This window comes from Evtepia sp., from assembly GCF_034090835.1.
Taxonomy (GTDB): Bacteria; Bacillota; Clostridia; order Oscillospirales; family Oscillospiraceae; genus Evtepia.
Window position 1 is genome coordinate 26,112 of record NZ_JAXDRS010000002.1, and the last position, 23,692, is coordinate 49,803.

The window sequence follows — 23,692 nt, forward strand, 5'->3', positions numbered from 1 at the left end:
GGTTGCTGGCACCTCCTTTACGCCCGGATGGCCCAACGCATCTTGGTGGAGTGGGCCCGGGGATTTCTGCTGCATTCCTCCCGGGAGGGGCGAATGACTTCTCTGGCAAAGTCAGAATAGACCCCTTCCCGGTATCCGCTCCGAAAGGCCTGCTTGACCAGACGATCCTCTCCGGAGTGGAAGGTGAGGATGGCGATCTTCCCACCGGGTTTGACAATGGAGGGGAGCTTTTCCAAAAAGGTATATAAAACCTCGAATTCACTGTTCACATCGATCCGCAGAGCCTGAAAGGTCCGCTGGCAGGACTTCTTGACCGCTTCTTTTTGTTCCTTAGCAGGGAGGAAGGAGAGGGCCCCTTCCACGCACGCCGCCAGCTGTCGGGTGGTTTCGATGGCCCCGCCTCTTTTCAGCGCAGCGGCGATGGCTTTTGCGATCTGACTGGCGTAGGGCTCATCAGCGTTTTCCCGCAGCATGTCTTCCAGTTCTTCCCGGTTCAGTTCCCGGAGCCGCTGGGCGGCGGTGACGCCAGCTGTCGGGTCCAGACGAAGATCCAAAGGACCGTCCTGTTTGAAGGTGAAGCCCCGTTCCGGGTTGTCGATCTGCATGGAGGAAACGCCCAGATCCGCCAAAACGAAATCAAATTTTTCCGGGGGAACGATCTGATCCACAGCGGAGAAGTTCATACGATGGGCGGAAAAAAGGCCGGGACCATATCCCAGCCCTTCCAGCCGGCGTTTGGTTTTTTCGATCTCAATGGGGTCCACATCGGTGGCGTGGAGATGCCCCTGGCCATTTAGACATTCCAACAGCTTCCTGGAGTGGCCGCCGTAGCCCAGGGTGGCGTCCAGACCAACCTGTCCAGGCTGTACATTGAGAAAGGAAAGGATCTCATTGACACAGATGGGAATGTGCATTCCAGCGGGGGTTTTTCCTTTTTCTATGATTTTATTCACATCCTCCTGGTACCGCTCAGGATCGAGTTCCTTGTATTTCTCCTGAAAGGTGCGAGGGTGGGTTCCTTTATAGCGGATTCTTCGCTTGTGTTCTTGTTCCATAAGGGTTCTCCTTTATATCGTTGCACAGGTGTATTGTAACTTGAATCCAAACAGGATGCAAGGGGAGAGGTAAGGCAAAAAAATTTCAATTTTTTTCATTTTCCTCTTGACTTTTTCCGGATGTCTGCTATACTATCGATGTTGCCTTTCGAAAGGGAACAAGAAAAAATCAGAAATGGAGAAGTCGCGTAGTTTGGTCGAGCGCGCACGATTGGAAATCGTGTAGGCCTCAAAAGGGTCTCGAGGGTTCGAATCCCTCCTTCTCCGCCAGAATGAAAAGCCCTGAACCGCAACGGTTCAGGGCTTTTCCTTATCTGTCCCCCCTCAGACCTGAGAGGGGAGGGACAAACAAACCACGGAAGGAGAGCATGGCTATGTATGAGCTGATTCAAGTGGCAGAACGGACCTACTATATCCAGTCTCCCGCCAAGATTGGACTGGTCCGCCTGAATGATACGGATGTCTGCCTGATCGACAGCGGCAACGACAAGGACGCCGGGAGAAAAATACGGAAACTCTTGGAGGAAAAAGGCTGGCGGCTGACGGCCATCTATAACACCCATTCCAACGCCGACCACATCGGGGGCAACAAATACTTACAGGACCAGACTGGGTGCAAGATCTATGCCCCGGGGATCGAGTGCGACTTTACCCGCCACACCATCCTGGAGCCGGCATTTCTTTACGGTGGTTTCCCCTGCAAAGACTTGAGACACAAATTCCTGCTGGCACAGGGAAGCAGCGCAGAACCCCTGACCGAAGACTGCATGCCGGAGGGCTTTGAGATCATACCGCTGCCGGGGCATTTTTTTGATATGGTGGGCTACCGAACTCCGGACAATGTGGTGTTTTTAGCGGATTGTCTGTCCAGCCGAGAGACCCTGGAAAAATACCGGATCGGCGTTCTCTACGATGTGGATGCCTATCTCAAGACTCTGGAGCTGGTGAAGGGAATGGAGGCGGCCCTTTTTGTCCCCTCTCACGCAGAGGCAGCAGAAGACGTGGGAGAACTGGCCCAGTATAATATCGACAAAGTGAGGGAGACGGCTGACTATATTCAGTCCCTTTGCGCAGCACCCCGCAGCACAGAGGAGATTTTACAGACCCTCTTTACAGACTATGGTCTGACCATCTGAATTTATTCTTTTCACTTTGAAAACAATCGCCTTCTTTATAATCAAGTTAGACCCCCTATCCTCCGTTTCATACGGAGGCAGGGGGCTTTTTCAGTCGTTGGGGATTGATTCGTGATCGCTTTTTTTCACTTTGGCCAATGGATTGGCGTCCATGGCGGTTTTCAGGCTGGAATCGGAGACGTGAGTGTAGATCTGAGTGGTGCCCAGGTTTTCGTGGCCCAGAACATCCTGTAGGGTGCGGATGTCTACGCCGTGGTCTAACATCAGAGTAGCGGCGGTGTGACGGAGTTTATGAGGGGAGTAAGCCGGGTCCAGCCCCGCTTTGAGGACTGTTTTCCGTACAATGTTTTCTACCGCCCTTGTGGTGAGGCGGGTCTTATTCCGAGAGACGAAGAGGGCATCTTTATGTCTGGGATCGTCTTTTGGGTCCGGCCGTTGGGCGAGATAGGCTTGCAGCGCATCCAGGCAGGCCTGATTCAAATAGAGCTGCCGTTCCTTATTTCCTTTGCCAAGAATCCGCACAGTATCGTCCCGGATATCCCGGAGGTTCAGCCCAACCACTTCGCTGACCCGGAGGCCGCAGTTGAGCAGCAGGGTAAGGATGCAGTAGTCCCGCACCTCATTGGGCCCAGATACAGCTTCCAGCAAACGGATGCTTTCCGTCAGGGAGAGGTAGCGCGGGAGGGATTTCCGGAGTTTTGGATTGTTCAGTGCTTGAGTAGGATTTTCTGCAATCCGATTGGTATGGACGCAAAGATAGTGATAGAAGGAGCGAATGGACGCACATTTTCTGGCCCGGGTGGAAGCTGCCGCTTTCGCAGAACCGTTGCTGCCTTCTAAAAAGGTAAGGAATCCATAAATCTCGGAGAGTTGTACGCTGGCCGCCAGGGTCAGATCTACGTCGTCAATGGGGATCTCTTGAAACGGTATCTCTGCCAGCGAAGGATCTCGCCGCAGTTTGATGTAACGAAAAAAAGCACGGAGGTCAAAGTAGTATTCGTTGACCGTTTTTGCGGAATGGGACAGAATGGATTCGTGGTAGTCCAGAAATTCCTGCAATAAGGGTGAAATGGACGTGGGATGGTCTGTCATAGAGTATTCCTTTCTTTTCTTTTCTAACCTCCAACTTCGCAAAATACATATTTTGCGAAGTTATGTGCGAGAAAAGATATACTCCACAATGGGAGCATATCCTGGTATGCGTTTGGGTTATTATATCCCTCCCCAGTCTAAAACACAAGGAAAACTTGCGGGGGCTGCGGGATCATCAGGATCCGTGATACTTTCGCCGGAAAAACCAGAGCGAAATGAGCCCCGGACAGCCGATCCATACCAACACACTAATGAGCGTGACCAAGTCAAAGGCTTCTGTGATGTACGCTGCTGCAAGATAAAACGCAGCCACGGGCAGCGCCGTGATCCCCAGTGTTTTGTGGGCAATATTCCAGGTCTCTTCATCCTGAACAGTCCACGGCAAGCGCAGCCCTACGTAGCGGTTAAACGGTAGTTTGGGCGCAATGATGCTGGAAAACACCATGACTCCGCTGATCAGAGCGGCGGCCAAAAGCTTCTCTTCCTGCTCAGAACCTGTGATCACCCCTGTTTGCCACAGGACGACTCCCGTTACACAGAGGATCAGAAACAAGCCGTTCAGAACCGTTATGGCCCGCAGGAACGGTAAGGAAGATCTACTTGTGGTGTCGTGAGTCAGCAGACCTATGTTGCGATAGAATACCCACAACGCCCCAAGAAAACACAGCCCCACCAGCACCACGGAGACAACAGGCCGGTCAAGCGCCAGCGCTGCAAGCAGAGCCAGAAACGAGAGCATCAGGATGATCCCTCGCTTTCGATCGGCCAGTTTCCCAATGCGCGCTGCCTCCATCTGCTGGGCCAGCTGCTGATTGACTCTGGCCAGTTCCTTTGCCAGATCATCGGGATGGGTTTCCTCTTCTATCCCCAGCAGTTCTTGTACGGAGACCTGGAACAGCGCTGCGATACGAATGACCATCTCCGCATCAGGGACCGACCGTCCGGTCTCCCATTTTGAGACCGTTTGCCGCACCACCGAAAGGCGGGCTGCCAATTCTTCCTGGCTCATGCCGGCAGCGTTTCGCAGACGCTTGATCGTTGTACCAATCATGTGATCGCCTTCTTTCCTGCCCCATGATACCCACACTCCCCCTTTGATGCAAGCAACGAAAAATAACAGAAGGAAGATAAGCCTCGTACTCTGCAACCCCAGAGAGAAGAAACAGTCCCCCGCAAAGAAGACCCCGACGAAGCAGGCTCTGGGTCTCCCCTTCCGTGCTGGCTTTCCGCAGGAGGATCTCCGAACCGAGCAGGAAGAACGCTGGGACAGCCAGCAGACAGGAGGGGCCGAAGAGGACTCCGGCATACAGCAAACCGCTGGGTATAGAGGCCAGGGCTGCGATACTGTAGGACAGAGAGCATCCTCGCAGAAAAAACAGAACCGGAATGGAAACCCCGGCAAAGGGCAGCCATCGGAAGAGCAGCAAGGTCGCTGGCCAGCGAAAGACCAGCCAGCACACCCGGCCAACGGAAGGATGAACGGCCCCTGCCTGCACGGCGAACCGGCCACCGAGCCAGGCACAGCACCCGGCGTAAAGATTCATACCCAGTCCTGCAGCGGTTTCCGGGATGGCTCCACCTAAAATGAGAGCTGCCATGAGCAGCAACAGCAAGAGCAGCAGCAAGAGCGCACTCCCTGCCCCAAGACACACCGGAAGGACCGCTCCTCGGAGGATCTCCGGGCTTGCTTTGGCTTCCTTTTCTATTTTGTTCAAAAAATCCCCTCCTCACACAGGATCACTGATGGATTCTATGCGAGGAGGGGATTCCCTTATGCAGAAAATGCTTACTGCTGGGTCTGGTCGACAGAAACACCCTTATTCATGATAGCCCAAGTGGCATATTCCAGACGTACACGGTCTGCTCCAGTCTCGATGACCACGGTCTTTTCCTTCACGGCGCAGATGTTGCCGATCATACCATCGATCATGGTAACAGAATCGCCGGGGACCAGCGCTTTCTTCATGGCTTCCTGCTCTTTTCTGCGCTGCTTTTCAGGGCGCATTTTCAGGAAGTAGAAAATCGCAATGTAGACCACAAGCAGTATCAGTATAATTTCCAAGGTTCTTCCCTCCGATGATAATATAAGTCTTACCCTTTATTATAAAAGAGATTCTCTGGTTTGACAAGTCCTTTTTTCTGCTTTTTCCCGCTCACAGGCGGCCGCTCAGCTTGGTGGAATACACCCGCCGGAAGTCTTCAAAGCTCCCCTGGTCCAGCGCATCTCGGATACGCACCATGAGGGTATTGTAGAAGTGCAGGTTGTGCAGAACGGCCAAGCGCATGGCCAGCATTTCCCCGGCAGCAAAGAGGTGGCGCAGATATGCCCGGGAAAAAGAGCGGCAGACCGGGCAGTCACAGGTGGGGTCGATAGGCTGACTGTCATTTTTATACTTTTCGTTCTTGATATTCAAGGTGCCTTCCCAGGTGTACAGTTTGCCGTGGCGGGCGTTTCTGGCAGGCATGACGCAGTCAAACATATCGATACCCCGGGCTACTCCTTCGATGATGTTGGACGGGGTTCCCACACCCATCAGGTAGCGGGGTTTGTCCTTTGGCATATAGGGTTCCACTGCGTCAATGATCTCATACATGGTCTCCGTGGGCTCCCCTACGGCCAGGCCGCCGATGGCATAGCCGTCACAGGGAATTTCGGCCGCCTTCTGCATATGCCAGATGCGCAGATCAGGGAAGGTACCACCCTGGTTGATGCCAAACAGCATCTGCTGGGGATTCACCGTATCTGGCAGCTGGTTGAGCCGGTCGTGCTCCACTTTGCAGCGCTCCAACCAGCGGAGGGTTCGCTCGCAGGACTGCTTCACATAGTCATAGGGGGCGGGGTTTTCCACGCACTCGTCAAAGGCCATCGCAATGTCTGACCCAAGGTTGGACTGGATCTGCATACTTTCTTCCGGCCCCATGAAAATTCGGCGGCCGTCAATGTGGGAGGCGAAGGTGACACCCTCCTCCTTAATCTTCCGCAGCCCAGCCAGAGAAAAGACCTGAAAGCCGCCGCTGTCCGTCAGGATGGGACCATCCCAGCGCATAAAAGAGTGCAGTCCTCCCATTTCCTTCACCAGCTTGTCTCCCGGGCGAAGGTGGAGATGGTAGGTATTCGACAGCTCGATTTGGCATCCGATTTCCTTTAAGTCATGAGCGGATACCGCACCTTTGATGGCACCCTGGGTGCCCACGTTCATAAAGACGGGGGTCTGTGCGGTGCCGTGGGCACAGGTCAGGGTGCCCCGCCGGGCCCGCCCTTCGGTTTTCAATAATGTGAACACGAGGTTTCCTCCTCTTAGTTAGTAAATGAACATGGCGTCGCCAAAAGAAAAGAACCGATAGCGTTCCTGCACCGCTTCTTGGTAGGCGGCCAGTACATGCGCTCTCCCTGCCAGGGCGGACACCAGCATCACAAGGGTGGATTCCGGCAGGTGGAAGTTGGTGACCAGGCAGTCCATCACTTTGAACCGGTAGCCGGGATAGATAAAGATGTTGGTCCATCCTGCGGACTCCTGCAAGGTGCCGTCCTCCCCTGCCCAGCTTTCAATGGTGCGGCAGGAGGTTGTCCCCACGCAGATGACCCGTCCCCCTTCCCGCTTGGTCTGGTTGATGATCGCGGCAGTTTCTGCGGAAATGGTACAGTATTCGCTGTGCATCTCATGCTGGTCTACATCGTCTACCTTCACCGGGCGGAAGGTACCCAGGCCTACGTGGAGGGTCACGTAGCACAGGCGGACACCCATGGCTTCAATGGAGGCCAGCAGTTCCTTGGTGAAATGCAGGCCTGCGGTGGGAGCGGCAGCAGAGCCAACCTCCCTGGAGTAGACAGTCTGGTACCGTTCTGCGCCTTCAAGTTCTTCCTTGATGTAGGGAGGCAGGGGCATTTTTCCCAGCTGTTCCAGAATTTCCAGGAAAATTCCGTCGTAGTCAAACCGGACCAGCCGGTTCCCGTTGTCCAGAACTTTGGTGACCTGGGCAGTGAGACGGCCCTCTCCAAAGGAAAGGACGGCCCCTTCCCGCAGCTTTTTGCCAGGGCGTACCAGACACTCCCAGGTCTTTTCTCCCCGGTCGATGAGGAGCATCACTTCGCAGGTACCGCCGGTTGGCTGGCGCTTGCCGATGAGTCGGGCAGGCAGGACTCGGGAGTCATTGAGCACCAGGCAGTCCCCGGGCCGGAGGAAGGAGGGCAGCTCGTAAAAATGATGATGCTCTGTTTCTCCGGTTTCTTTGTTCAGCGTCAGGAGACGGGAACCATCCCGCTGAGGAATGGGGGTCTGCGCAATGAGCTCAGGGGGTAAATCATAGTAAAAATCTGATGTTTTAATAGAGATCAATCCTTGTTATAGAGTTGCAAACCATACCGGCACAGAGAAGCACAGAACCTCTTCTCCGGCATAGAATGGGGGCAGGGAACGCAGAGGCCGGCTGACGGTCTCTTTTTCCATCGGAAGCCCTTCTGTACATTGACATTAAAAATACTCTATGCTATCTTAAAAATTACGGTTTGCATTGATTTTTTTATTATAGTACAAATACCATCGGCTTTTCAACTGCTGTTTTCCCGCGCTGGCAGGATTCGCCGTTTTCAGGTAATTTGAACAAATGTCAGGAGGTCCTTCTCATGAAAAAGTACGCTGTTGGTGTGGTTGGTGCGACCGGTATGGTGGGACAGAGATTTGTCACCCTGCTGGAAAACCATCCCTGGTTTCAGTTGAAGGTGGTGGCGGCCAGCGCCCGCTCCGCCGGGAAGTCCTACGAGGAAGCCGTAGGCGGCCGTTGGGCCATGAAGACGCCCATGCCTGAAGAGGCCCGGAACCTGATCGTTCTGGACGCCCAGGCAGAGAAAGAAAAGGTCGCTGCCGCAGTGGACTTCGTCTTCTGTGCGGTGGATATGAAGAAGGAAGAGATCCGCGCCCTGGAAGAGGCCTATGCCAAGCTGGAGTGCCCCGTGATCTCCAACAACAGCGCCCACCGCTGGACCGAAGATGTCCCCATGGTGATCCCCGAGGTGAACCCTGAGCACATCCGTGTGATCGAAGACCAGAAAAAGCGTCTGGGTACCACCCGCGGGTTCATTGCCGTTAAGTCCAACTGCTCCATCCAGTCTTATGCTCCTGCCCTCCATCCCCTGCGCCAGTATGGGCTGGAGAAGGTTCTGGTCTGCACCTATCAGGCCATTTCCGGCGCCGGCAAGACCTTTGAGACCTGGCCTGAGATGGTGGATAACCTGATCCCCTACATCGGCGGCGAGGAAGAAAAGTCCGAAAAGGAGCCGCTGAAGGTCTGGGGCACCGTGGAAAATGGACGGATCGTCTCCGCTTCCTCCCCCTCCATCACGGCCCAGTGCCTGCGTGTGCCGGTCTCTGACGGACACACTGCGGCGGTCTTTATGTCCTTCCGCAATAAGCCTTCCGAAGAGGAGATCAAGAACTGCTGGCAGTCCTTCCGTGGCCGGGCCCAGGAGCTGGAGCTGCCCAGCGCTCCCAAGCAGTTCCTGAACTACTTTGAGGAGCCGGATCGTCCCCAGGCTAAGCTGGACCGGGATCTGGAAGGTGGTATGGCCATTACCCTGGGCCGTCTGCGTCCCGATACCCAGTATGATTACAAGTTTGTGGGCCTGTCCCATAATACCCTCCGGGGAGCCGCTGGCGGCGGTGTGCTGCTGGCTGAACTTCTGTGCGCAGAAGGGTACATCCTCCCCCGCTGAGGAAACGCCATTTTGCAGGCTCGGGTTGTTTTCTTTACGAATGAGTTCGTAGGAGAGCAGCCCGGGCCTGCTTTTTTCAGGCCCGCCCGCAAGAAAGGAGACGTTATGAAACCCCCTGTTTTTACCGGAACCTGCACCGCGCTCATTACGCCCTTCCACCTCTCCGGCGAAGTGGATTACGATACCTTCCGCCGTCAGATCGACCGGCAGGTAGAAGCGGGTATTGATGCGCTGTGCGTCTGCGGCACCACAGGAGAAAGCGCCACCCTGACCGCCCAAGAACACAGTCGCCTGGTGGAGGTCTGCGTTTCTCAGGTGGGAGGACGGTGCAAGGTGATCGCCGGAGCGGGCAGCAATGACACCGCTGCCGCCCTGTTTCTCTGTCAGCACGCAGAAGACGCTGGGGCAGATGGTCTGCTGGTGGTTACCCCCTACTATAACAAAACCACCCAGAGCGGGCTGGTGCACCATTATGAGACCCTGGCGGAAGGGACTTCCCTGCCGATCATTCTCTACAATGTTCCTTCCCGTACAGGGCTTTCCTTTACCCCGCAGACTTATCATATTTTGAGCCAGCATCCTCGGATCAACGGCATCAAGGAGGCTTCCGGAGACTTTTCCCTGTTGGCAGACACCTTAGCCCTGTGCGGCGACCATCTCCATATCTGGTCCGGCAACGACGATCAAACCGTTCCCATTCTGTCTATGGGTGGAAAAGGACTCATTTCTGTGCTCTCGAATCTGATGCCGCGGGAGATGACGGAGCTGACCCATCGCTTCTTAAGCGGAGACCTGACGGGCGCCAGAGAGTTACAGGTTCGTACTGCGCCTCTGACCAGGGCACTGTTCTCTCAGGTAAACCCCATTCCCATCAAGGCAGCCATGCGGGAGGCAGGCTTGGACAGCGGTGTGCTCCGTTCACCGCTGGTCTCTATGGACCCCGCTCCCCTCTCTGCTCTGCGGGAGGCGATGAAACAGCAGAACCTCCTTTCCTAAGGAAAAAACAGCCCCCTGGAGCAGAACGCAATAGGTTCTGCTCCAGGGGACATCTTTTGATCTGTGTGTTACAGGAAAATGGCCAGAGGAACCAGGAGGATCAGCCCGGCTATATTAGCCAGCGTAAAGATGAGCAAATAGCGAAGGGGCTTGGAATCCGGCTGCGCAGCGTAGAACTGAAAGGAGATCAGACTGGCCAGAGAGGCGATGAGGGTGCCGAGGCCACCCAGATTGGTCCCTGCCAGCATCCCCTGCCAGTCCTGGGTGAATTCTGCCAGCAGAACAGAAGCAGGAACATTGCTGATGACCTGGCTGGCCAGCAGGGAGGACAGAAGGGCACTGCGCCCCATGAGATAGGAGAGAAAGTCCCTCACCTGCTCCATGGCGCCAATATTTCCCGCAAAAATAAAGAAGCAGACAAAGGTGAGCAGGAGGCTGTAGTTCACCTTCCCCAGCATATTACGGTCCATGAGGAGCAAAGCCAACAGGACGATTCCAGTCAGCGCACCATAGGGAAGCACCCGAAACACAGACAGGAGGCACAGAAGGAACAGTCCCAGGTACATAGCCAGCTTTCTGCGGCTTGGAATGGTGGTAAAGTCCGGAAAGGAGACTTGGATGGCGGTTTTGGGGACCAGCAGAGAGGCAGCCAAAAGCCCCACAAGGCTCAGAATGGAAAATGGAAGCATCGCCAGGAAGAAATGGGGGGCAGACAAATCATAGTGAGCATAGAGAAACAAGTTCTGCGGATTGCCCACTGGCGTATCCATGCTGCCTAAATTGGCGGCGATGGTTTGCAGCACGATCACCTGGATCATCAGTTCCTGGTGCCCAATGGTTTTCAAAATGAGGATGGCAAAGGGAACAAAGGTGATCAGGGCAACATCATTGGTGACCAACATGGCGGAGAAAAAAGGAAGGAGCACCAGAATGACCACCAGTGTGCGCAGCCGGTGGGTCCCCCGGAGCATTTTCTCCGCAAGGACATCAAACAGACGGCAGGACTGCAGCCCTGCTACCACTGCCATCAGACAAAAGAGCAGGCAGAGTACCCGCAGGTCAATATAAGAAAGGTAGGACGCGCTGGAGGGAACCAGAAAGCAGGACAGACAAGCTGCTATGGCAGCTATGATCAGGACCGGTTCCTGCCGAAACGCAGCATAACATTTGGAACGCATGGTGACCGCCTCGTAGAATGAATTGACTGGGGTTTTCCAGTCGAAACGCAAAGCGAATCCACAATAGCAAATCGAGGGAAAAAGTCAAGAAAAAACAGGAAAGATTCTGCCTCTTTTCCTCTGCTTTTCGTTCTTTTCCTTGACGAAAAGGACCTCTTTCCCGTACTATGGTTCTAAAGAGATAGAAAGAAGGATGTGAGGTACAATGGAATCGTATGGTATCTTCAGTTTGCTGCCCGTTGCGGTCGTCATTGTCCTGGTCTTTCTGACCAGGCGGACGGCAGCGTCCCTTCTGGCCGGTACCGTAGTGGGTGCGGTGATGCTCTACGGACCGGGATTTATGAAACCGTGGATCGATACGGTATACGGGGTCATGGCCAGCGACCTTTGGATCTGGCTGGTGTTGGTCTGCGGATTCTTTGGAAGTCTTGTGGCCCTGTTTGAAGCCTCCGGCGGCATCGACGGGTTTACCCGCATCGCTGCAAGGGTCCGCCGTACTCTGATCGGCGCATAGATCCTCGGGGTCATTGTCTTTGTAGATGACTGGCTGTCCATTCTTTCTGTGGGGACCGCCATGCGGCACGCAGCGGACCGGTTTCGGATTCCCCGGGAAATGCTGGCCTTTGTCAGCAACGCCACCGCCTCCTCGGTCTGCGTGATCGTTCCTACATCCACCTGGGGTGTCTTTATGATCAGCCAGCTGGTGGCCACCGGTATCTGCACACCGGAGACCGGCATGCAGACCTTTTTGCAGGCCCTCCCCTTCCTGTTTTATCCTCTGGCGGCCCTTCTCTGCGGACTGCTGTATTCTGCCGGAGTCCTGCCCAAGTTTGGACCCATGAAGAAGGCATATGAAGCCCTGCGAAAGGAAACGCCAGAACCTATACAGAATCAGAAGCAGGAAGAGGCCAAAGGGAACGCACTGAACTTCCTTCTCCCGGTGATTTTGGTTACGGCCATTACCATCGCAACGGGGGAGATCCTTTACGGAACCCTGGCCTGTCTGGTTTTTTGTGCGGTTCTCTATCTGCCGCAAAAACTGATGTCTGCCGGAGCTTATCTGGACACGGTAATGGTGGGCTTTAAAAACATGATCGGTGTCCTGTTTATTGTGACCAGTGCGTTTATTCTTCGGGACATCAACAACCTCTTAGGCATGCCGGAGTTTGTGATCGGCGCCGCCAAGGCAGCCATGCGCCCGGAGAGATCCTCCCTGTGGCCGCCTTTCTTATCGTAACAGTGATGGCGGTTGCGGCAGGTAACTTCTGGGGGATCTGCGCCATCTCCTTCCCTGTTATCATCCCCATTGCCCAAGCTCTGGGAGGCAACCTCCTGCTGACTGCCGGGGCCATCATTTCCGCGACTGCTGCCGGTTCCCACATCTGCTTTTTTGGTTCGGAGGCAACCTTGGCCTGCTCCGCGGCGGAAATTGAAAATGTGCGGTATGCCCAGACCTCCATTCCCCTGCTCATCATTCCTTTTGTCCTGAGCACGGTGCTCTATCTGGCTGCGGGCATCCTGGTTCGCTAAGAATAATCGATAAAAACAGCGGTTCTCGGAAATGAGAACCGCTGTTTTTTGCTTATTGGGGTGTCATATCAATGACCTGGTCTGCCAAGGCATCCCGTTCGGCTGGATCGTGGGTTACCAGGACCAGGGTTCTTCCCTTGGTGTGCCGCTTTACATAGGAGAGAACCAGCTCCTTCGTCTCCCGGTCCAACCCGGTGAAGGGTTCGTCCAACACCAACAGCTCGCCTGGTACCAGCACTGCCCGGGCAATGGCGACCCGCCGTTTCATCCCGCCGCTGAGGGTGCTGACCGGTGCATGGGCACTTTCCTCCAGACCCAGCTCCGCCAGATGCTGGAGCAGCAGGGCCTTATCCCCTCTCTTTGCTACGGCGGACAAATTGGAGAGGGCGGAAAAGGACTCAAATAATCTATTTTCCTGAAAGACTGCGGAGCAGCGGTCCGGCCGCCCGGTTACGGTTCCGGCGTCGGGTATCTCTAATCCCAGGAGGATGCGTAGTAACGTTGTTTTTCCGCAGCCGGAGGGTCCCATGATGCAGGTGCACAGGCCAGCCGGAAACGTGGCAAAGAAACCATCCAGCACTACGTTGTCTCCGTATGTTTTCCTGATTTCATGTAAAACCAAATCTGTCACAGTCGTTCCAACCTCCTATAACAACCTTTCAGCAGGGCAAGGAAGAGTTTTTCAAACAACACGCTGACGGCCACCACAATGACCGTCCAGGCAAACAGGTCAACGGTGTTAAAGTAGACCTTGGCATCATAGAACATCTGACCAATGGACCCAGGGGGAATGCCAATGATTTCCGCAGCGATCCCGGCCTTCCAGGAAATACCCAAGCTCACGGTACAAGCGGAGATCAGGTAGGGCTTCATCTGGGGCAGCCACAGGTAGAGCAGCCGCTTTCCCCAGGACAGCCGGAAGAGCTTGACCGCCTCCAGCATCTGAGGGTCCACACTTTTGATGCTCTGCAGGATATTGGTATACACAATGGGGAGCACCATCAGGAATGAGATAAAGACGGACAGCTTGGAAGAGGACATCCAGATCAGGCAAATGACAATAAAGGAGGCCACAGGGACCGATTTAATCATGACGGCAAAGGGCCGGAATAGGATCTCAAAGAGTGGAAAGCGACCTGCTGCGGCACCCAGGATCAGACCCAACAGAAGGCCCAGAAGAAAACCAGCGACGATTTTTCGAAAGGTAAACCAAATGGTCGACCAGAAGCCGTCCTCCAGCCAAATGCCGCACAGCCTCTGCGCAACAGAGAGGGGTGTCGGAACCAGAAGCTGCTGCCCTACACTCATGGCAGCCAGCTGCCAGATCACAAGGGCCAGCAAAACAGCGCCGATCCTCTGTAAGGTCTGTTGATGCGATATCATGTTTTTTCGGGTGTGTTTCTCCATAGGAGCCTCCTGTTACAGGGTTTGCTAAACAATTAGTATAACATATTGCCGAAAAAATATCGTTGCAACAGCAACGAAAAGAGAACAGAATCCAGGTTCCCTACCGGTTGTCAACCGTAGCGATTTGCGGTACAATGGTACCCATTGAACTACGGAAAGATATGGTGAAATTATGTTGTCACAAGAAAAACAACTGCAGTTTGCAGCCCTGCGGCGGAAGATCATCGCCCGGGAATTTGGCCGCCTCAACCCGCGGCAGCTGGAAGGGGTACTGACCACAGAAGGTCCTCTCCTCCTTTTGGCCGGGGCCGGAAGCGGAAAAACTACGGTTTTGATCCATCGCATTGCCAACCTGCTCCGTTATGGGCGGGGGTCTGACTCCCAAGAGGTACCGGACTACGTCTCGGAGGAAGACCTGGCATTTTTGGAGGGCTATTTTCATACCCCTTCCCCTACCCAGCAGGAAAAAAGCCGGGCTCGTCTCCTTTGCGCCATGGAACCGGCCATGCCCTGGCAGGTGATCGCCATTACCTTCACCAATAAGGCAGCCGGAGAACTGAAGCAGCGGCTGGAAGCGGAGATCGGGCCTGAAGCGCAGGATATCTGGGCGGCTACCTTCCATTCCGCCTGTGTGAGAATCCTCCGGCGGGACATTGAAAAGTTAGGCTTCCCCTCCTCCTTTACCATTTATGATACTGATGACTCCATTCGGGTGATCAAAGAGTGTCTGAAAGAGCTGAATCTGGACGACAAGACCTTCCCTCCCCGCTCTATCCTGGGCTATATCTCCCGGGCCAAGGACGATATGCTATTGGCCCCGGACTACATGGAGCAGTGTAAAGCCAAAGATGACTTCCGACTGCAGAAGATCGCCAACGTCTATCTCTCTTACCAGAAAAAACTTTGGGCTGCCGGCGCACTGGACTTTGATGACATCATCCTGCACACGGTTCGCCTCCTGCAGCAGGAGGAAGAAGTGCGGGCCTACTACCAGAGGAAGTTCCGCTATGTCCTCATCGACGAGTATCAGGACACCAACCACTTGCAGTATCTTCTGGCCGGCCTCCTGGCAGGGGGCCGGAAAAACATCTGTGTGGTGGGCGACGATGACCAATCCATTTATCGGTTCCGTGGCGCCACCATTGAAAACATCCTCTCTTTTGAGAGTGAGTACCAGAACGCCCGAGTGATCCGTCTGGAACAGAACTATCGCTCTACCGGAAACATTCTGGAGGCGGCCAACGCCGTGATCCGCAACAACCGGGGACGAAAGGGCAAAAACCTCTGGACCGATCATGGAGACGGAGAAAAGGTCCAGTGCTATACAGCCGCCAACGAGCGGGAAGAAGGCATGTATATTGCTTCCCAGCTGCTGCGGGCGTATGGAGAGGGCAAACAGTGGAAGGACTGTGCGGTACTTTACCGGATGAACGCCCTGTCCAACCAGGTGGAAATGGCGCTCAAAAGCAACAGTATCCCCTACCGGGTGGTGGGTGGCTTCCGCTTCTTCGAGCGAGCGGAGATTAAGGACATGCTGTCCTATCTCTGCGTGATCCACAACCCCGACGATGACCTGCGTCTGCTCCGGGTGGTGAACAACCCTCCCCGGGGCATTGGCGCCAAGACCCTGGAAACCGCCCGGGAAATTGCGGTACAGGAGGACCTTAGCCTTTGGGAAGTCCTGGTCCAGGCAGAGCGCTGGAAACCCCTGGAGAAATCCGTGGCGAAGTTCCGGAAGTTTACCGACCTGATTCAAGCCATGCAGAAGCTGTCCCAGGAGGCCCCCCTCCCTGTTTTCTACGAGACGTTGCTGCAAGAGAGCGGCTACGCAGATATGCTCACTGCCAAGAAAGACAACGAGAGCAAATCCCGGCTGGAAAACGTCCACGAGTTGAGTTCTTCCATCAGCGGCTACCTGGAGCACGCAGAAGAACCCAGTCTGGGTGGGTTCCTGGATGAAGTGGCCCTGTATACCGACCTGGACAGCGTAGAGGACACCGATAACTGCGTGACCCTCATGACCATGCACGCAGCCAAGGGGCTGGAATTTCCGGTGGTTTTTACCGTGGGTATGGAGGAAGGGGTCTTCCCCGGGTTCCGCTCCATCGGCGAAGAGGAGGAGCTGGAAGAGGAGCGTCGCCTCTGCTACGTGGCTCTGACTAGGGCAAAGGAAAAGCTGTACTTGACCTGCGCTGCCCAGAGAATGCTCTTTGGCCGGACTTCTGCCAACCTCCCCTCCCGGTTTGTGAAGGAGATCCCGGAAGAGTTGGTTCAGTTTGGCGGACGGCCCCTGCGTCCGAGACGGGATCCCTTCCTGGACGAACCCTGGGGCGCAGAAGAAACCTCTTTTTCCCAGATCCAGAAGCCTGCGAGACCCGCAGCGACGGCCAGACCGACGACCCGTGCGGCATATCGGACCCCGGCGCCCAAGGCCCAGCCGCTCCCGGAACTGAAAAAGGGAGATATGGTGCGGCACACGGCCTTTGGCAACGGCATGGTGCTGTCGGTACAAAAAATGGGCGGAGACGCCTTGCTGGAAGTCGCCTTTGACAACATCGGCACCAAGCGCATGATGCTGAAGGCAGCTTCTCAGTTTATGCAGAAACTCTGATTCCAACGAAATATCAAAAAGAACTATCCGCCGGCAAGCGTGTTTCTGCTTGCCGGCGGATCATTTTAAATGTTCTATTCTTTTTTTGCCATCTCTCTTGCAAAAGCGGCTGCGCCCAAGGCACCCATAACTTGGGGATTTCCCAACACCTGCACAGGGCAGCCCAGGTGATGGCTCAATGCTTTAACCAGGGCGCCGTTCAAAGCGCCGCCGCCGGTCATGACCACCTGTGGCACCCCCCCAACCCGGCCTGCCATTCCAACAATACGAGTTGCGATAGAATCGATTGCACCGGCTGCGACGTTTGCCTGGGAAGCACCGGTGGATAAATGAGAGATCACTTCTGACTCAGCAAACACGGTGCACAAATTGCTGATGGAAACCGGGTCTTTTCCCTGCTGTGCCAAGTCAGACAACGCCTGGATCGGGCAGTCCAGCACGCGGGACATCACCTCTAAAAACCGCCCGGTACCGGCAGCACATTTGTCGTTCATGACAAAATTCTCGACTCCGCCCATGGCGTCCAAACGGATGGCCTTAGTGTCCTGGCCGCCTACGTCAATGATGGTTCGAGCCTGAGAAGACAGATGACGCACCCCTTTGGCGTGACAGCTGATTTCTGTAATCTGACGGTCTGCCTTTTGGAAGGTCATTCTTCCATACCCTGTGACCACAGTATACCGGACTCTTTCCGGCTTACAGTTCGCCTGCGCATATGCAGCTTCCAGGGCCTGCCCGGGTCCTCGTGTCCCAGTGCCAAGGTTTACCACCTGGGCCGCTATCATCTGTCCGTCCTCATCCAACAGAACTGCTTTTGAGGAGGAGGAGCCGATATCCAATCCTAAATACACCATGGTACCCCCTTCCCTTCTCAGGCCAACTGGGTTTCCAAAAATCCCTGTAAGCGTGTACGCAGCTGCCCGACAGATTCTACCAATTGGTCGTGTTCGATGCTGACCATGGGAATACCCTGGGCGGCCAGGTCTTTTTTCACCAAAGGCTGGTCAAAGGCCTCCGGGTCACAGAACTTCATCAAACAGAACAGCACCCCGTCTGCCGTATTCTCCCGCGCCATCTGACTCAGCTGTGCCCCCCGCGGCTTTTGCGGTTCATACAGAGGCGAGGCGCTTTTCAGATCCAGGAAACGGTAGGCCAGCCGTGACGATACGGTTCCTTCTGCTCGGGTGGGCGTGCGGAACTGCATGGATTCATGGCAGAGCAAGTCATCCACTACCGCAATATCGAGCTCTTCCAACAGATCCAGCACCGGCTCCGCATCCAGCATAATACCGGTAACCAAAAAACGTTTCCCATAGGCCAACTGCAAACTGCACTACATTTCGGGCATATCGTTTCTTCTGCCCATATAAAACTAATCCAACGGCAATCGCAGTGCCAATATAAGAGAAATTGAAAAAATAAAAAATGTTATCCAGTGCAAGCCATAATGTTAGTGCAATCGTTTCAAAAACAAGCCACATAACAAGCGGTGGTACATATTTCTTAAACTTCATGGTTTTTTCCTACATTCTCAATCATCTTTTTTGCCAACTGCTGGAACAGGTCGGCAGTTTCTTCGTCCATCGGCGCAAGTTGTCCGATCTGTCCGGCAATCATTGCTGTTACATCATCAACGGAAATCGTGTTTTGTTTCTGTTTCGCCAATGCGCCCCGCATGGTCTGGAACATAGCGGCGGTCACAGCTTCCCCCGGCTGTTCCCCGTTGTCAATATCTTTCTTAATATCCCGCAGGATAGCCAGGATTTGTTGCTCGATGCCAGGGCTTTCAATGCCCGAGTTGGCCGGAAGCAGCTGGTTCTTGCTGGTGGAATTGGTGAGGTAATTGCGGATATACCGTGCCATGGAAAGCTGCGTGTTCAATGCCAGAATTTGCGCATTGGTCTCGCTGCTCTGTTCCATATACATGCTGGCAGCGGCCTGTACATCGGGCAGAAGGTGTTCGCTCTTGTAAGAGGAGATGTTTTCATCCACATTGCCAAGTTCCTGCTCAATCACACCGAGACGGTCACTAATGAAAGCCGAGGTACTAACTGCGATTTGATTCTTGTCCTTTATCCAGTTCTCATTGTAAACGGCTATCACCGTATTCAGCACATCCTCCGCCCGTTGGATGCACACGTCTTTGAATGACAGATTGATGACAGTGGATTTCTCATCACTCAACGTAACTGACAAGTTGGAAGCATAGTCGCCTGTGGCATCTTGGTATCCTCTGCGTGAGACATAAACAGGTGAATCATGGGTGGCGGAATCGTTCGCAACCTTTACAACAAGTTTTCCGATAGGGGCGTCAACTGTGTCATTCAACACAGCCGTTATCTTTCCTGCCACATCTTCACCATTACGAGAAAAATCCGTCAGAAGTACTTGGCCATCAAGACCGGGGTTAATGGTAAAAGCCACGCTCTCGTTGTCTTGCAATTCGTTAAAGTCTACCGTGTAGGGGCAATCTCGACCATACAAGACTTTCTTGTAAAACCCTCCGTCCGTGTGATAACTGATGTCCAAATGAAGGCGTTTCACCACATCAAGCATTACCGCAGGAGACTGCAACGATTGTATTTCATTGTTTACGTTGGTGTTGGTCTGGAAGAGGTCGAAGTCTCCCATCAGACCAGCCGCATCACCCAATGAGTTCCCTTTGGAATCCTCTTTGATAAGGAGCGATGCTGAACGGGTATATACCGGCGGGGTGGTCAAAAGATAGACGACAGCCACTCCGACGGTAACAGCCAACGATATGACGAACCAATACCACTTGTTGAGACAGAGGTAGAACAAATCTTGTATACGGATAAAGTCATCCGCCTGTTTAGGTTTGGATATATTGTTTTGAGTTGCCACGATATACAATATTTAGATTGGACGTGATTAATTAAAAATGAGGATGGCCACAGAAGTCAGCAACGATGCCAGCGAAATCCAGAACGAGGTGGAACGCACGTTGTTGCCGTTGACGGTAGATTGACGGGCTTTCACTTCATTGGGTTCCACATACACCACGTCATTCTGTTGCAGATAATAGGCGGGTGAAGAATAGATGTGTTCGCCGGAAGTGAGGTTCAGTCCGTACACCCGTTGCACATCCCCTTCTTGCCGTAACACCATCACCTTGGAACGGTTTCCGTAGATGGTCAGGTCGCCTGCCATGCTGAGTGCATCGAGTATGGTCAGCCTGTCCCGGTCAATGCTGAAACGTCCCGGACTGTTCACCTCGCCCAACACGGATATGCAGAGATTGGCAAATTCCACGGTCACGACAGGGTCTTTCACCAAATTCTCCTTTATCAATTCGTTCTTGATACATTCGGCGATTTCTTCCCGCTTCATTCCGGCCACGTGTATCTTGCCAAGTACAGGAAAATCTATCTTACCGTTGGCATCTACGGTATAAGCGGATACTCCTTGATTGCTTGAAGCCGTCACGCCATTTGTCCTTAAAGACTGACCCAATTGCCTGGACACATAAGGCAGGTTGAACAAGTCCGTCAACTGGGGGTCACGGCTGTTGACGATAATGGAAATCTTATCCTCCGGTCGGACTGTAATGGCTTTCACTTCAGGCAACTTGATTTCTGTTTCCCCGGGTCTCAAATCCTGGAAATAAACTACTTCCTTGGAAGAACCGCACGAGCCCAGTGTCACTGTACTTGCGACAATGAGCAAGATGTAAAATACTTTATTTATACTCATATTCCTGATTTTTCTTTGTTTAAGACCTTCTATAGCCTGTGTCTTGAAATACTATGGTGTTTTGGTAGTGCCATTCATTGAATGATTTGCCGTCAACTGGCTTTCCTGTCTTGTATATCCTTTCTACAAATGTTCTTTTCATACACTCCATGTCACCTACGGCAAATGGCATTTCCCTGTCCTCTACACTTGTCACAACAATAGGGAGGGGCACACGAAACACTTTCATCGCATTAATAACCGATTTCGTATAGATGTGACAAAGGTGAAAAGCAGAACGTTCGAATGCCACCCAATAATTATCAACACGGTACAGATGAATATGCTCTCTATTGGAACGCTCACTGAAAAGTATGTCTGACAGATGATTCTCCATCAACTTGCCAAGCTCTATGCCGAACCTGTTCATTGAAATTGTGATTAAATCAATTTATAATAGCATTAGTTTTCGGTCGCAAGGGGGATTGATTTTTCCTGTTTGTTAGGGAAAAATTTACAATCGGTTCATATCCTCATGGAATAAGCTGAATATACTCCGCTTCTACTTCTATGGAGGCAGCCAACAAGGTGGGCAGTTCCACCAGCAGCCTTTTTGTCTTCGAACCACGTGTGGTCACCAATGTGCCCGTATATCCGTCCAACTGCCCGCCGATGATGCGGATTTTCCGGTTTCTCATCTCCGGTGTCACCTCGTCAGGGGAATAGAACTTAGGATTATCACTGGCTTCTACCGCCTTGATGAAACGTTCCATATCTGCGACAGGGACGATGATAGGAGTGTGCTGTACACCGAGCTTGTAACGGTATTGAAGCTTGGGGGTACTCTCCACAATGGCATCAAGATGCTCCCTCGTGTCTTTCACGAAAAGCAAGTCCTGCATGAAAGGCACTTCCTGATCCACCCGCTTGCCACCAACTACGACCAAACGATGCACCATAGGAGTGAAACACTGCACCTTCAAGTTCTCGAACATCTTGTAGGCGGGCAATTTGGCATGTCTGCGTTTGAGGTCACGCATGGCATACCAGTGCAGTTTATCCTCTATAGGTAGTATTTCGTCCATGATAATAAATGGATAGCCTTACGCCTTAGTTGGTGAAGGGATACATTTCCGACTCCTCCAAGTGTTTATTATATATTGAAACACATGTAGTTACAACGGTATTATCCAAAAGTTCGGGGAAATTCCCCAGCATTATATATGCTATCATTATCTTATTTCGGCATGACCTCAATCGTACTTTGGTAGACTCGAAATCATGTACATTATCGGTACATCTCTCCGTAAGAGATGTATCATGTTTAGCAATTGGAGATAATTAGGTGATATCCAATGAAGTATAAAATGTAATAATTACAATTTGTCAAACAACTGTTCGACAAATCCTTTTTAAGGACGTATTGGAAACTATTCATTTCTTAACTTTTTTGGTATTTATCACCGTTTTCCCAACAATTGTGTGTAACTTTGCATGCGAAATACATCTCTTACGGAGAGATACACCGATTTGTCGAACAAATCCACTTTCTACCGCCAAGCCTTTTTCCCAACGGTTTTCTTGTCGATTCGCATTTTATTCCCCCCCTAATCCGCTTATATACAAAGGATAGCTGTACCTTTAATGAGGCTACCACTACAGAATGTACATCGCGCTCTCAGGCCTTGAATCGGTACATCTCTCTTTAAGAGATGTATCCAACCTGCTATTTATTTGAAAATAAACAGTTTGTTAATTCATACACTTTTATTTGTCAAACAATTCTTCTTCTTTTGTCGAACAAATCCTGTGGGAAGGTTCGCCCAAAACGTAATTTTCAGGATTCATCCTGTGTGGATTGCAGTATTTTTTGTAATTTTGCGGCGTGCGAAACATCTCTTAAAGAGAGATTTACCACTTTGTCCAACAAAAATCCCCCTGAACGGGAAAGGTTCAAGGGGAATCTCTCAACTTACAAAATGTGTTTGGGGGTACCCAATCATTCTTATCTGCCAATAGACCGGATGACCTTGCTGTTGGCTTTGTCCACCACCGAAGAATCCAGTAGGGCCAAATAGATGCGGGTCGTATCTTCCGAATCATGCCCTAACGCCTCGCTGATGACAGGCACGGGCACATTCTGACTCTTGGCGATGCTGGCCCACCCATGCCTTGCGACATAAAACGTGAGCTTGATGGGACATTCAACCATCCGGCCAATCTTTTGCAACCGCTTGTTCATCACATGCGAGGCATTCAGGTATTGCCGTCTTTCCTTTTCTCCCGGCACCTTGATGATGGGAAGAAGGTAAGGAGAATCCGGATTTGTGTATTTCCGGACAATTTCCTGCATGGGCTGCTCCCATTTGATGCAAAGCTGTTGGTCGGTCTTGTGCCGCCGATAGACAAGCACGCCGTTTTGCAAATCTTTCTTTTTCAAGAAAGCCAAGTCCACGAAAGACATGCCGCGAAGATAAAAGCAGAGCAGGAACAGGTTCCGGGCGAAAGCCAAGGCCGGATATAATTCCAAATCCAGATTCTTGATCCGTCCGATGATTTCTGAGGATACGCCCCTTTTGACCGTCTTCTCAACTCCCGTATGGACATGGCGGAACGGACTGCGGTTTTCCACCAATCCTTCCTCCGATGCCCTATTATATAAGGTACGCAGATTGCGCAAGTAAAAAGATACCGTATTCGGGCATTTCCCGTTCTGCTTCAGGTAAGCCTCGTATTCCATCATCATGACGGAATCCATCGCATCCAAAGGTACATCTCCCGCTTCGCCCCGGAAACGGATGAAACTGTTGAGTGAACTGGCATAGACTTCGGATGTCCGCTCTTTCCCCATGCGTTTGGTCTGGTCGATGACTTTCCGGGCATAGACAAAGAAACAGTCGTCATGTCCTTCCGGACTGTGATAGGCAAGGACTATCTGCTCGGAAGAAAGTTTCCCTGACTGTTCCAGCTTCCGGATAATGCCGTTCAACCGTTTCTGGTCTTCCTCCATACGGAAACGCAAGGCTTCCAGATAGCGTTCCCGGTCCGGATTGCCTTTCACGCTGCGGATTTTGCCCGCTTCCTTGTCCCATTCATAAAGGTGCAATTTATACCCCGTACTAATCAGGCGGGTCTGCCGCCCGTGTATCACTTGATAACATAACGTGCCCTCTTTGCCTGCGACCGAAGAGGACCTGAACTTGATTTTTATTGTTGCCATAATAATCGTTTTTTTTGCTGATAAAATATAAGTGAGCCGGGGACATACGGTTGTCCTCCCGTAT

At 52.7% G+C, this 23,692-nt stretch carries 23 protein-coding genes, 1 tRNA gene and 2 pseudogenes; 8 read left to right on the forward strand and 18 right to left on the reverse strand.

Annotation, left to right across the window (positions count from 1 at the left end; genetic code table 11):
- Nucleotides 1-17: 17 nt before the first annotated feature.
- Nucleotides 18-1,055, reverse strand: coding sequence for a 16S rRNA (cytosine(1402)-N(4))-methyltransferase RsmH (rsmH, locus tag SOR61_RS00155; RefSeq protein WP_320610698.1), 1,038 nt, complete (start codon nt 1,053-1,055; stop codon nt 18-20).
- Between the two features lie 177 nt (nt 1,056-1,232).
- On the opposite strand from rsmH, the gene SOR61_RS00160 reads away from it, so the two are divergent.
- Both SOR61_RS00160 and SOR61_RS00165 read left to right on the forward strand, forming a co-directional pair.
- Nucleotides 1,233-1,325 (forward strand) — tRNA-Ser (locus tag SOR61_RS00160).
- A gap of 104 nt (nt 1,326-1,429) precedes the next feature.
- A complete protein-coding gene (locus SOR61_RS00165; RefSeq protein WP_320610699.1) occupies nt 1,430-2,191 on the forward strand; it encodes an MBL fold metallo-hydrolase in 762 nt (253 codons plus the stop codon).
- A 90-nt stretch (nt 2,192-2,281) separates the two neighbouring features.
- On the opposite strand, the gene SOR61_RS00170 is transcribed toward SOR61_RS00165, so the two are convergent.
- The 6 genes from SOR61_RS00170 to queA all read right to left on the reverse strand — a co-directional run bounded on the left by SOR61_RS00170 (nt 2,282) and on the right by queA (nt 7,611).
- A complete protein-coding gene (locus tag SOR61_RS00170) occupies nt 2,282-3,283 on the reverse strand; it encodes a tyrosine recombinase XerC (protein ID WP_320610700.1) in 1,002 nt (333 codons plus the stop codon).
- A 175-nt stretch (nt 3,284-3,458) separates the two neighbouring features.
- Nucleotides 3,459-4,292, reverse strand: a complete 834-nt coding sequence (locus SOR61_RS00175; RefSeq protein WP_320610718.1) for an XRE family transcriptional regulator — start codon at nt 4,290-4,292, stop codon at nt 3,459-3,461.
- A complete protein-coding gene (locus SOR61_RS00180; RefSeq protein ID WP_320610701.1) occupies nt 4,210-4,998 on the reverse strand; it encodes a hypothetical protein in 789 nt (262 codons plus the stop codon). The genes SOR61_RS00175 and SOR61_RS00180 overlap by 83 nt, the downstream gene beginning before the upstream one ends.
- 71 nt (nt 4,999-5,069) lie before the next feature.
- Nucleotides 5,070-5,345: a preprotein translocase subunit YajC gene (yajC, locus tag SOR61_RS00185; protein WP_320610702.1), complete on the reverse strand. Its 276-nt coding sequence runs from the start codon at nt 5,343-5,345 to the stop codon at nt 5,070-5,072.
- A 91-nt stretch (nt 5,346-5,436) separates the two neighbouring features.
- Nucleotides 5,437-6,567: a tRNA guanosine(34) transglycosylase Tgt gene (tgt, locus tag SOR61_RS00190; RefSeq protein WP_320610703.1), complete on the reverse strand. Its 1,131-nt coding sequence runs from the start codon at nt 6,565-6,567 to the stop codon at nt 5,437-5,439.
- Nucleotides 6,568-6,585: 18 nt separating this feature from the next.
- A complete protein-coding gene (gene queA / locus SOR61_RS00195; RefSeq protein WP_320610719.1) occupies nt 6,586-7,611 on the reverse strand; it encodes a tRNA preQ1(34) S-adenosylmethionine ribosyltransferase-isomerase QueA in 1,026 nt (341 codons plus the stop codon).
- Nucleotides 7,612-7,907: 296 nt separating this feature from the next.
- On the opposite strand from queA, the gene asd reads away from it, so the two are divergent.
- Both asd and dapA read left to right on the forward strand, forming a co-directional pair.
- Nucleotides 7,908-8,993, forward strand: a complete 1,086-nt coding sequence (gene asd / locus SOR61_RS00200) for an aspartate-semialdehyde dehydrogenase (protein ID WP_320610704.1) — start codon at nt 7,908-7,910, stop codon at nt 8,991-8,993.
- A 105-nt stretch (nt 8,994-9,098) separates the two neighbouring features.
- Entirely contained in the window at nt 9,099-9,989 is an 891-nt protein-coding gene (gene dapA / locus SOR61_RS00205; RefSeq protein ID WP_320610705.1) for a 4-hydroxy-tetrahydrodipicolinate synthase, read from the forward strand.
- 68 nt (nt 9,990-10,057) lie between these two features.
- Here dapA and SOR61_RS00210 read toward each other — a convergent pair whose 3' ends face one another.
- Nucleotides 10,058-11,167, reverse strand: a complete 1,110-nt coding sequence (locus SOR61_RS00210) for an SLC13 family permease (RefSeq protein ID WP_320610706.1) — start codon at nt 11,165-11,167, stop codon at nt 10,058-10,060.
- A 205-nt stretch (nt 11,168-11,372) separates the two neighbouring features.
- Between SOR61_RS00210 and SOR61_RS00215 the strand changes: the two genes are divergently transcribed.
- Genes SOR61_RS00215 through SOR61_RS00225 form a run of 3 tightly spaced genes read left to right on the forward strand, consistent with a single transcriptional unit; the run spans nt 11,373 to nt 12,697 of the window.
- Nucleotides 11,373-11,681 carry a hypothetical protein gene (locus SOR61_RS00215; protein ID WP_320610707.1) on the forward strand — a complete coding sequence of 103 codons (309 nt, stop codon included), beginning with the start codon at nt 11,373-11,375 and terminating at the stop codon, nt 11,679-11,681.
- A gap of 60 nt (nt 11,682-11,741) precedes the next feature.
- Nucleotides 11,742-12,404, forward strand: coding sequence for a hypothetical protein (locus SOR61_RS00220; protein WP_320610708.1), 663 nt, complete (start codon nt 11,742-11,744; stop codon nt 12,402-12,404).
- Nucleotides 12,383-12,697 (forward strand): hypothetical protein, encoded by a 315-nt coding sequence (locus tag SOR61_RS00225; protein WP_320610709.1) that lies wholly within the window; start codon nt 12,383-12,385, stop codon nt 12,695-12,697. Before SOR61_RS00220 ends, SOR61_RS00225 begins: the two co-directional genes overlap by 22 nt.
- A gap of 52 nt (nt 12,698-12,749) precedes the next feature.
- Here the strand turns inward: SOR61_RS00225 and SOR61_RS00230 are convergent, their stop codons facing one another.
- Together SOR61_RS00230 and SOR61_RS00235 are read right to left on the reverse strand one after the other, a co-directional pair.
- Nucleotides 12,750-13,328, reverse strand: coding sequence for an ATP-binding cassette domain-containing protein (locus SOR61_RS00230; protein WP_320610710.1), 579 nt, complete (start codon nt 13,326-13,328; stop codon nt 12,750-12,752).
- A complete protein-coding gene (locus SOR61_RS00235) occupies nt 13,325-14,080 on the reverse strand; it encodes an ABC transporter permease subunit (RefSeq protein ID WP_320610711.1) in 756 nt (251 codons plus the stop codon). The genes SOR61_RS00230 and SOR61_RS00235 overlap by 4 nt, the downstream gene beginning before the upstream one ends.
- A 196-nt stretch (nt 14,081-14,276) precedes the next feature.
- On the opposite strand from SOR61_RS00235, the gene SOR61_RS00240 reads away from it, so the two are divergent.
- Nucleotides 14,277-16,715, forward strand: a complete 2,439-nt coding sequence (locus tag SOR61_RS00240; RefSeq protein WP_320610712.1) for a UvrD-helicase domain-containing protein — start codon at nt 14,277-14,279, stop codon at nt 16,713-16,715.
- A gap of 74 nt (nt 16,716-16,789) precedes the next feature.
- Here the strand turns inward: SOR61_RS00240 and SOR61_RS00245 are convergent, their stop codons facing one another.
- The 8 genes and pseudogenes from SOR61_RS00245 to SOR61_RS00280 all read right to left on the reverse strand — a co-directional run bounded on the left by SOR61_RS00245 (nt 16,790) and on the right by SOR61_RS00280 (nt 23,628).
- Nucleotides 16,790-17,569 (reverse strand): acyl-CoA dehydratase activase, encoded by a 780-nt coding sequence (locus SOR61_RS00245; RefSeq protein ID WP_320610713.1) that lies wholly within the window; start codon nt 17,567-17,569, stop codon nt 16,790-16,792.
- A 17-nt stretch (nt 17,570-17,586) separates the two neighbouring features.
- Nucleotides 17,587-18,015 (reverse strand): 2-hydroxyacyl-CoA dehydratase family protein, encoded by a 429-nt coding sequence (locus SOR61_RS00250; protein WP_320610714.1) that lies wholly within the window; start codon nt 18,013-18,015, stop codon nt 17,587-17,589.
- Complete coding sequence (locus SOR61_RS00255) at nt 17,939-18,229, reverse strand: hypothetical protein (protein ID WP_320610715.1); 291 nt, start codon at nt 18,227-18,229, stop codon at nt 17,939-17,941. The genes SOR61_RS00250 and SOR61_RS00255 overlap by 77 nt, the downstream gene beginning before the upstream one ends.
- A pseudogene (locus SOR61_RS00260) lies at nt 18,219-18,491 on the reverse strand (XRE family transcriptional regulator); the annotation flags it as partial. The gene SOR61_RS00255 and the pseudogene SOR61_RS00260, both read right to left, overlap by 11 nt.
- A gap of 771 nt (nt 18,492-19,262) precedes the next feature.
- Nucleotides 19,263-19,580, reverse strand: a pseudogene (locus SOR61_RS00265) (Wzz/FepE/Etk N-terminal domain-containing protein); the annotation flags it as partial.
- Between the two features lie 27 nt (nt 19,581-19,607).
- Nucleotides 19,608-20,429: a polysaccharide biosynthesis/export family protein gene (locus tag SOR61_RS00270; protein ID WP_004292760.1), complete on the reverse strand. Its 822-nt coding sequence runs from the start codon at nt 20,427-20,429 to the stop codon at nt 19,608-19,610.
- A 512-nt stretch (nt 20,430-20,941) separates the two neighbouring features.
- Nucleotides 20,942-21,493 (reverse strand): UpxY family transcription antiterminator, encoded by a 552-nt coding sequence (locus SOR61_RS00275; protein WP_004292758.1) that lies wholly within the window; start codon nt 21,491-21,493, stop codon nt 20,942-20,944.
- Nucleotides 21,494-22,413: 920 nt separating this feature from the next.
- Entirely contained in the window at nt 22,414-23,628 is a 1,215-nt protein-coding gene (locus tag SOR61_RS00280; RefSeq protein ID WP_004292757.1) for a site-specific integrase, read from the reverse strand.
- Between the last annotated feature and the right edge of the window lie 64 nt (nt 23,629-23,692).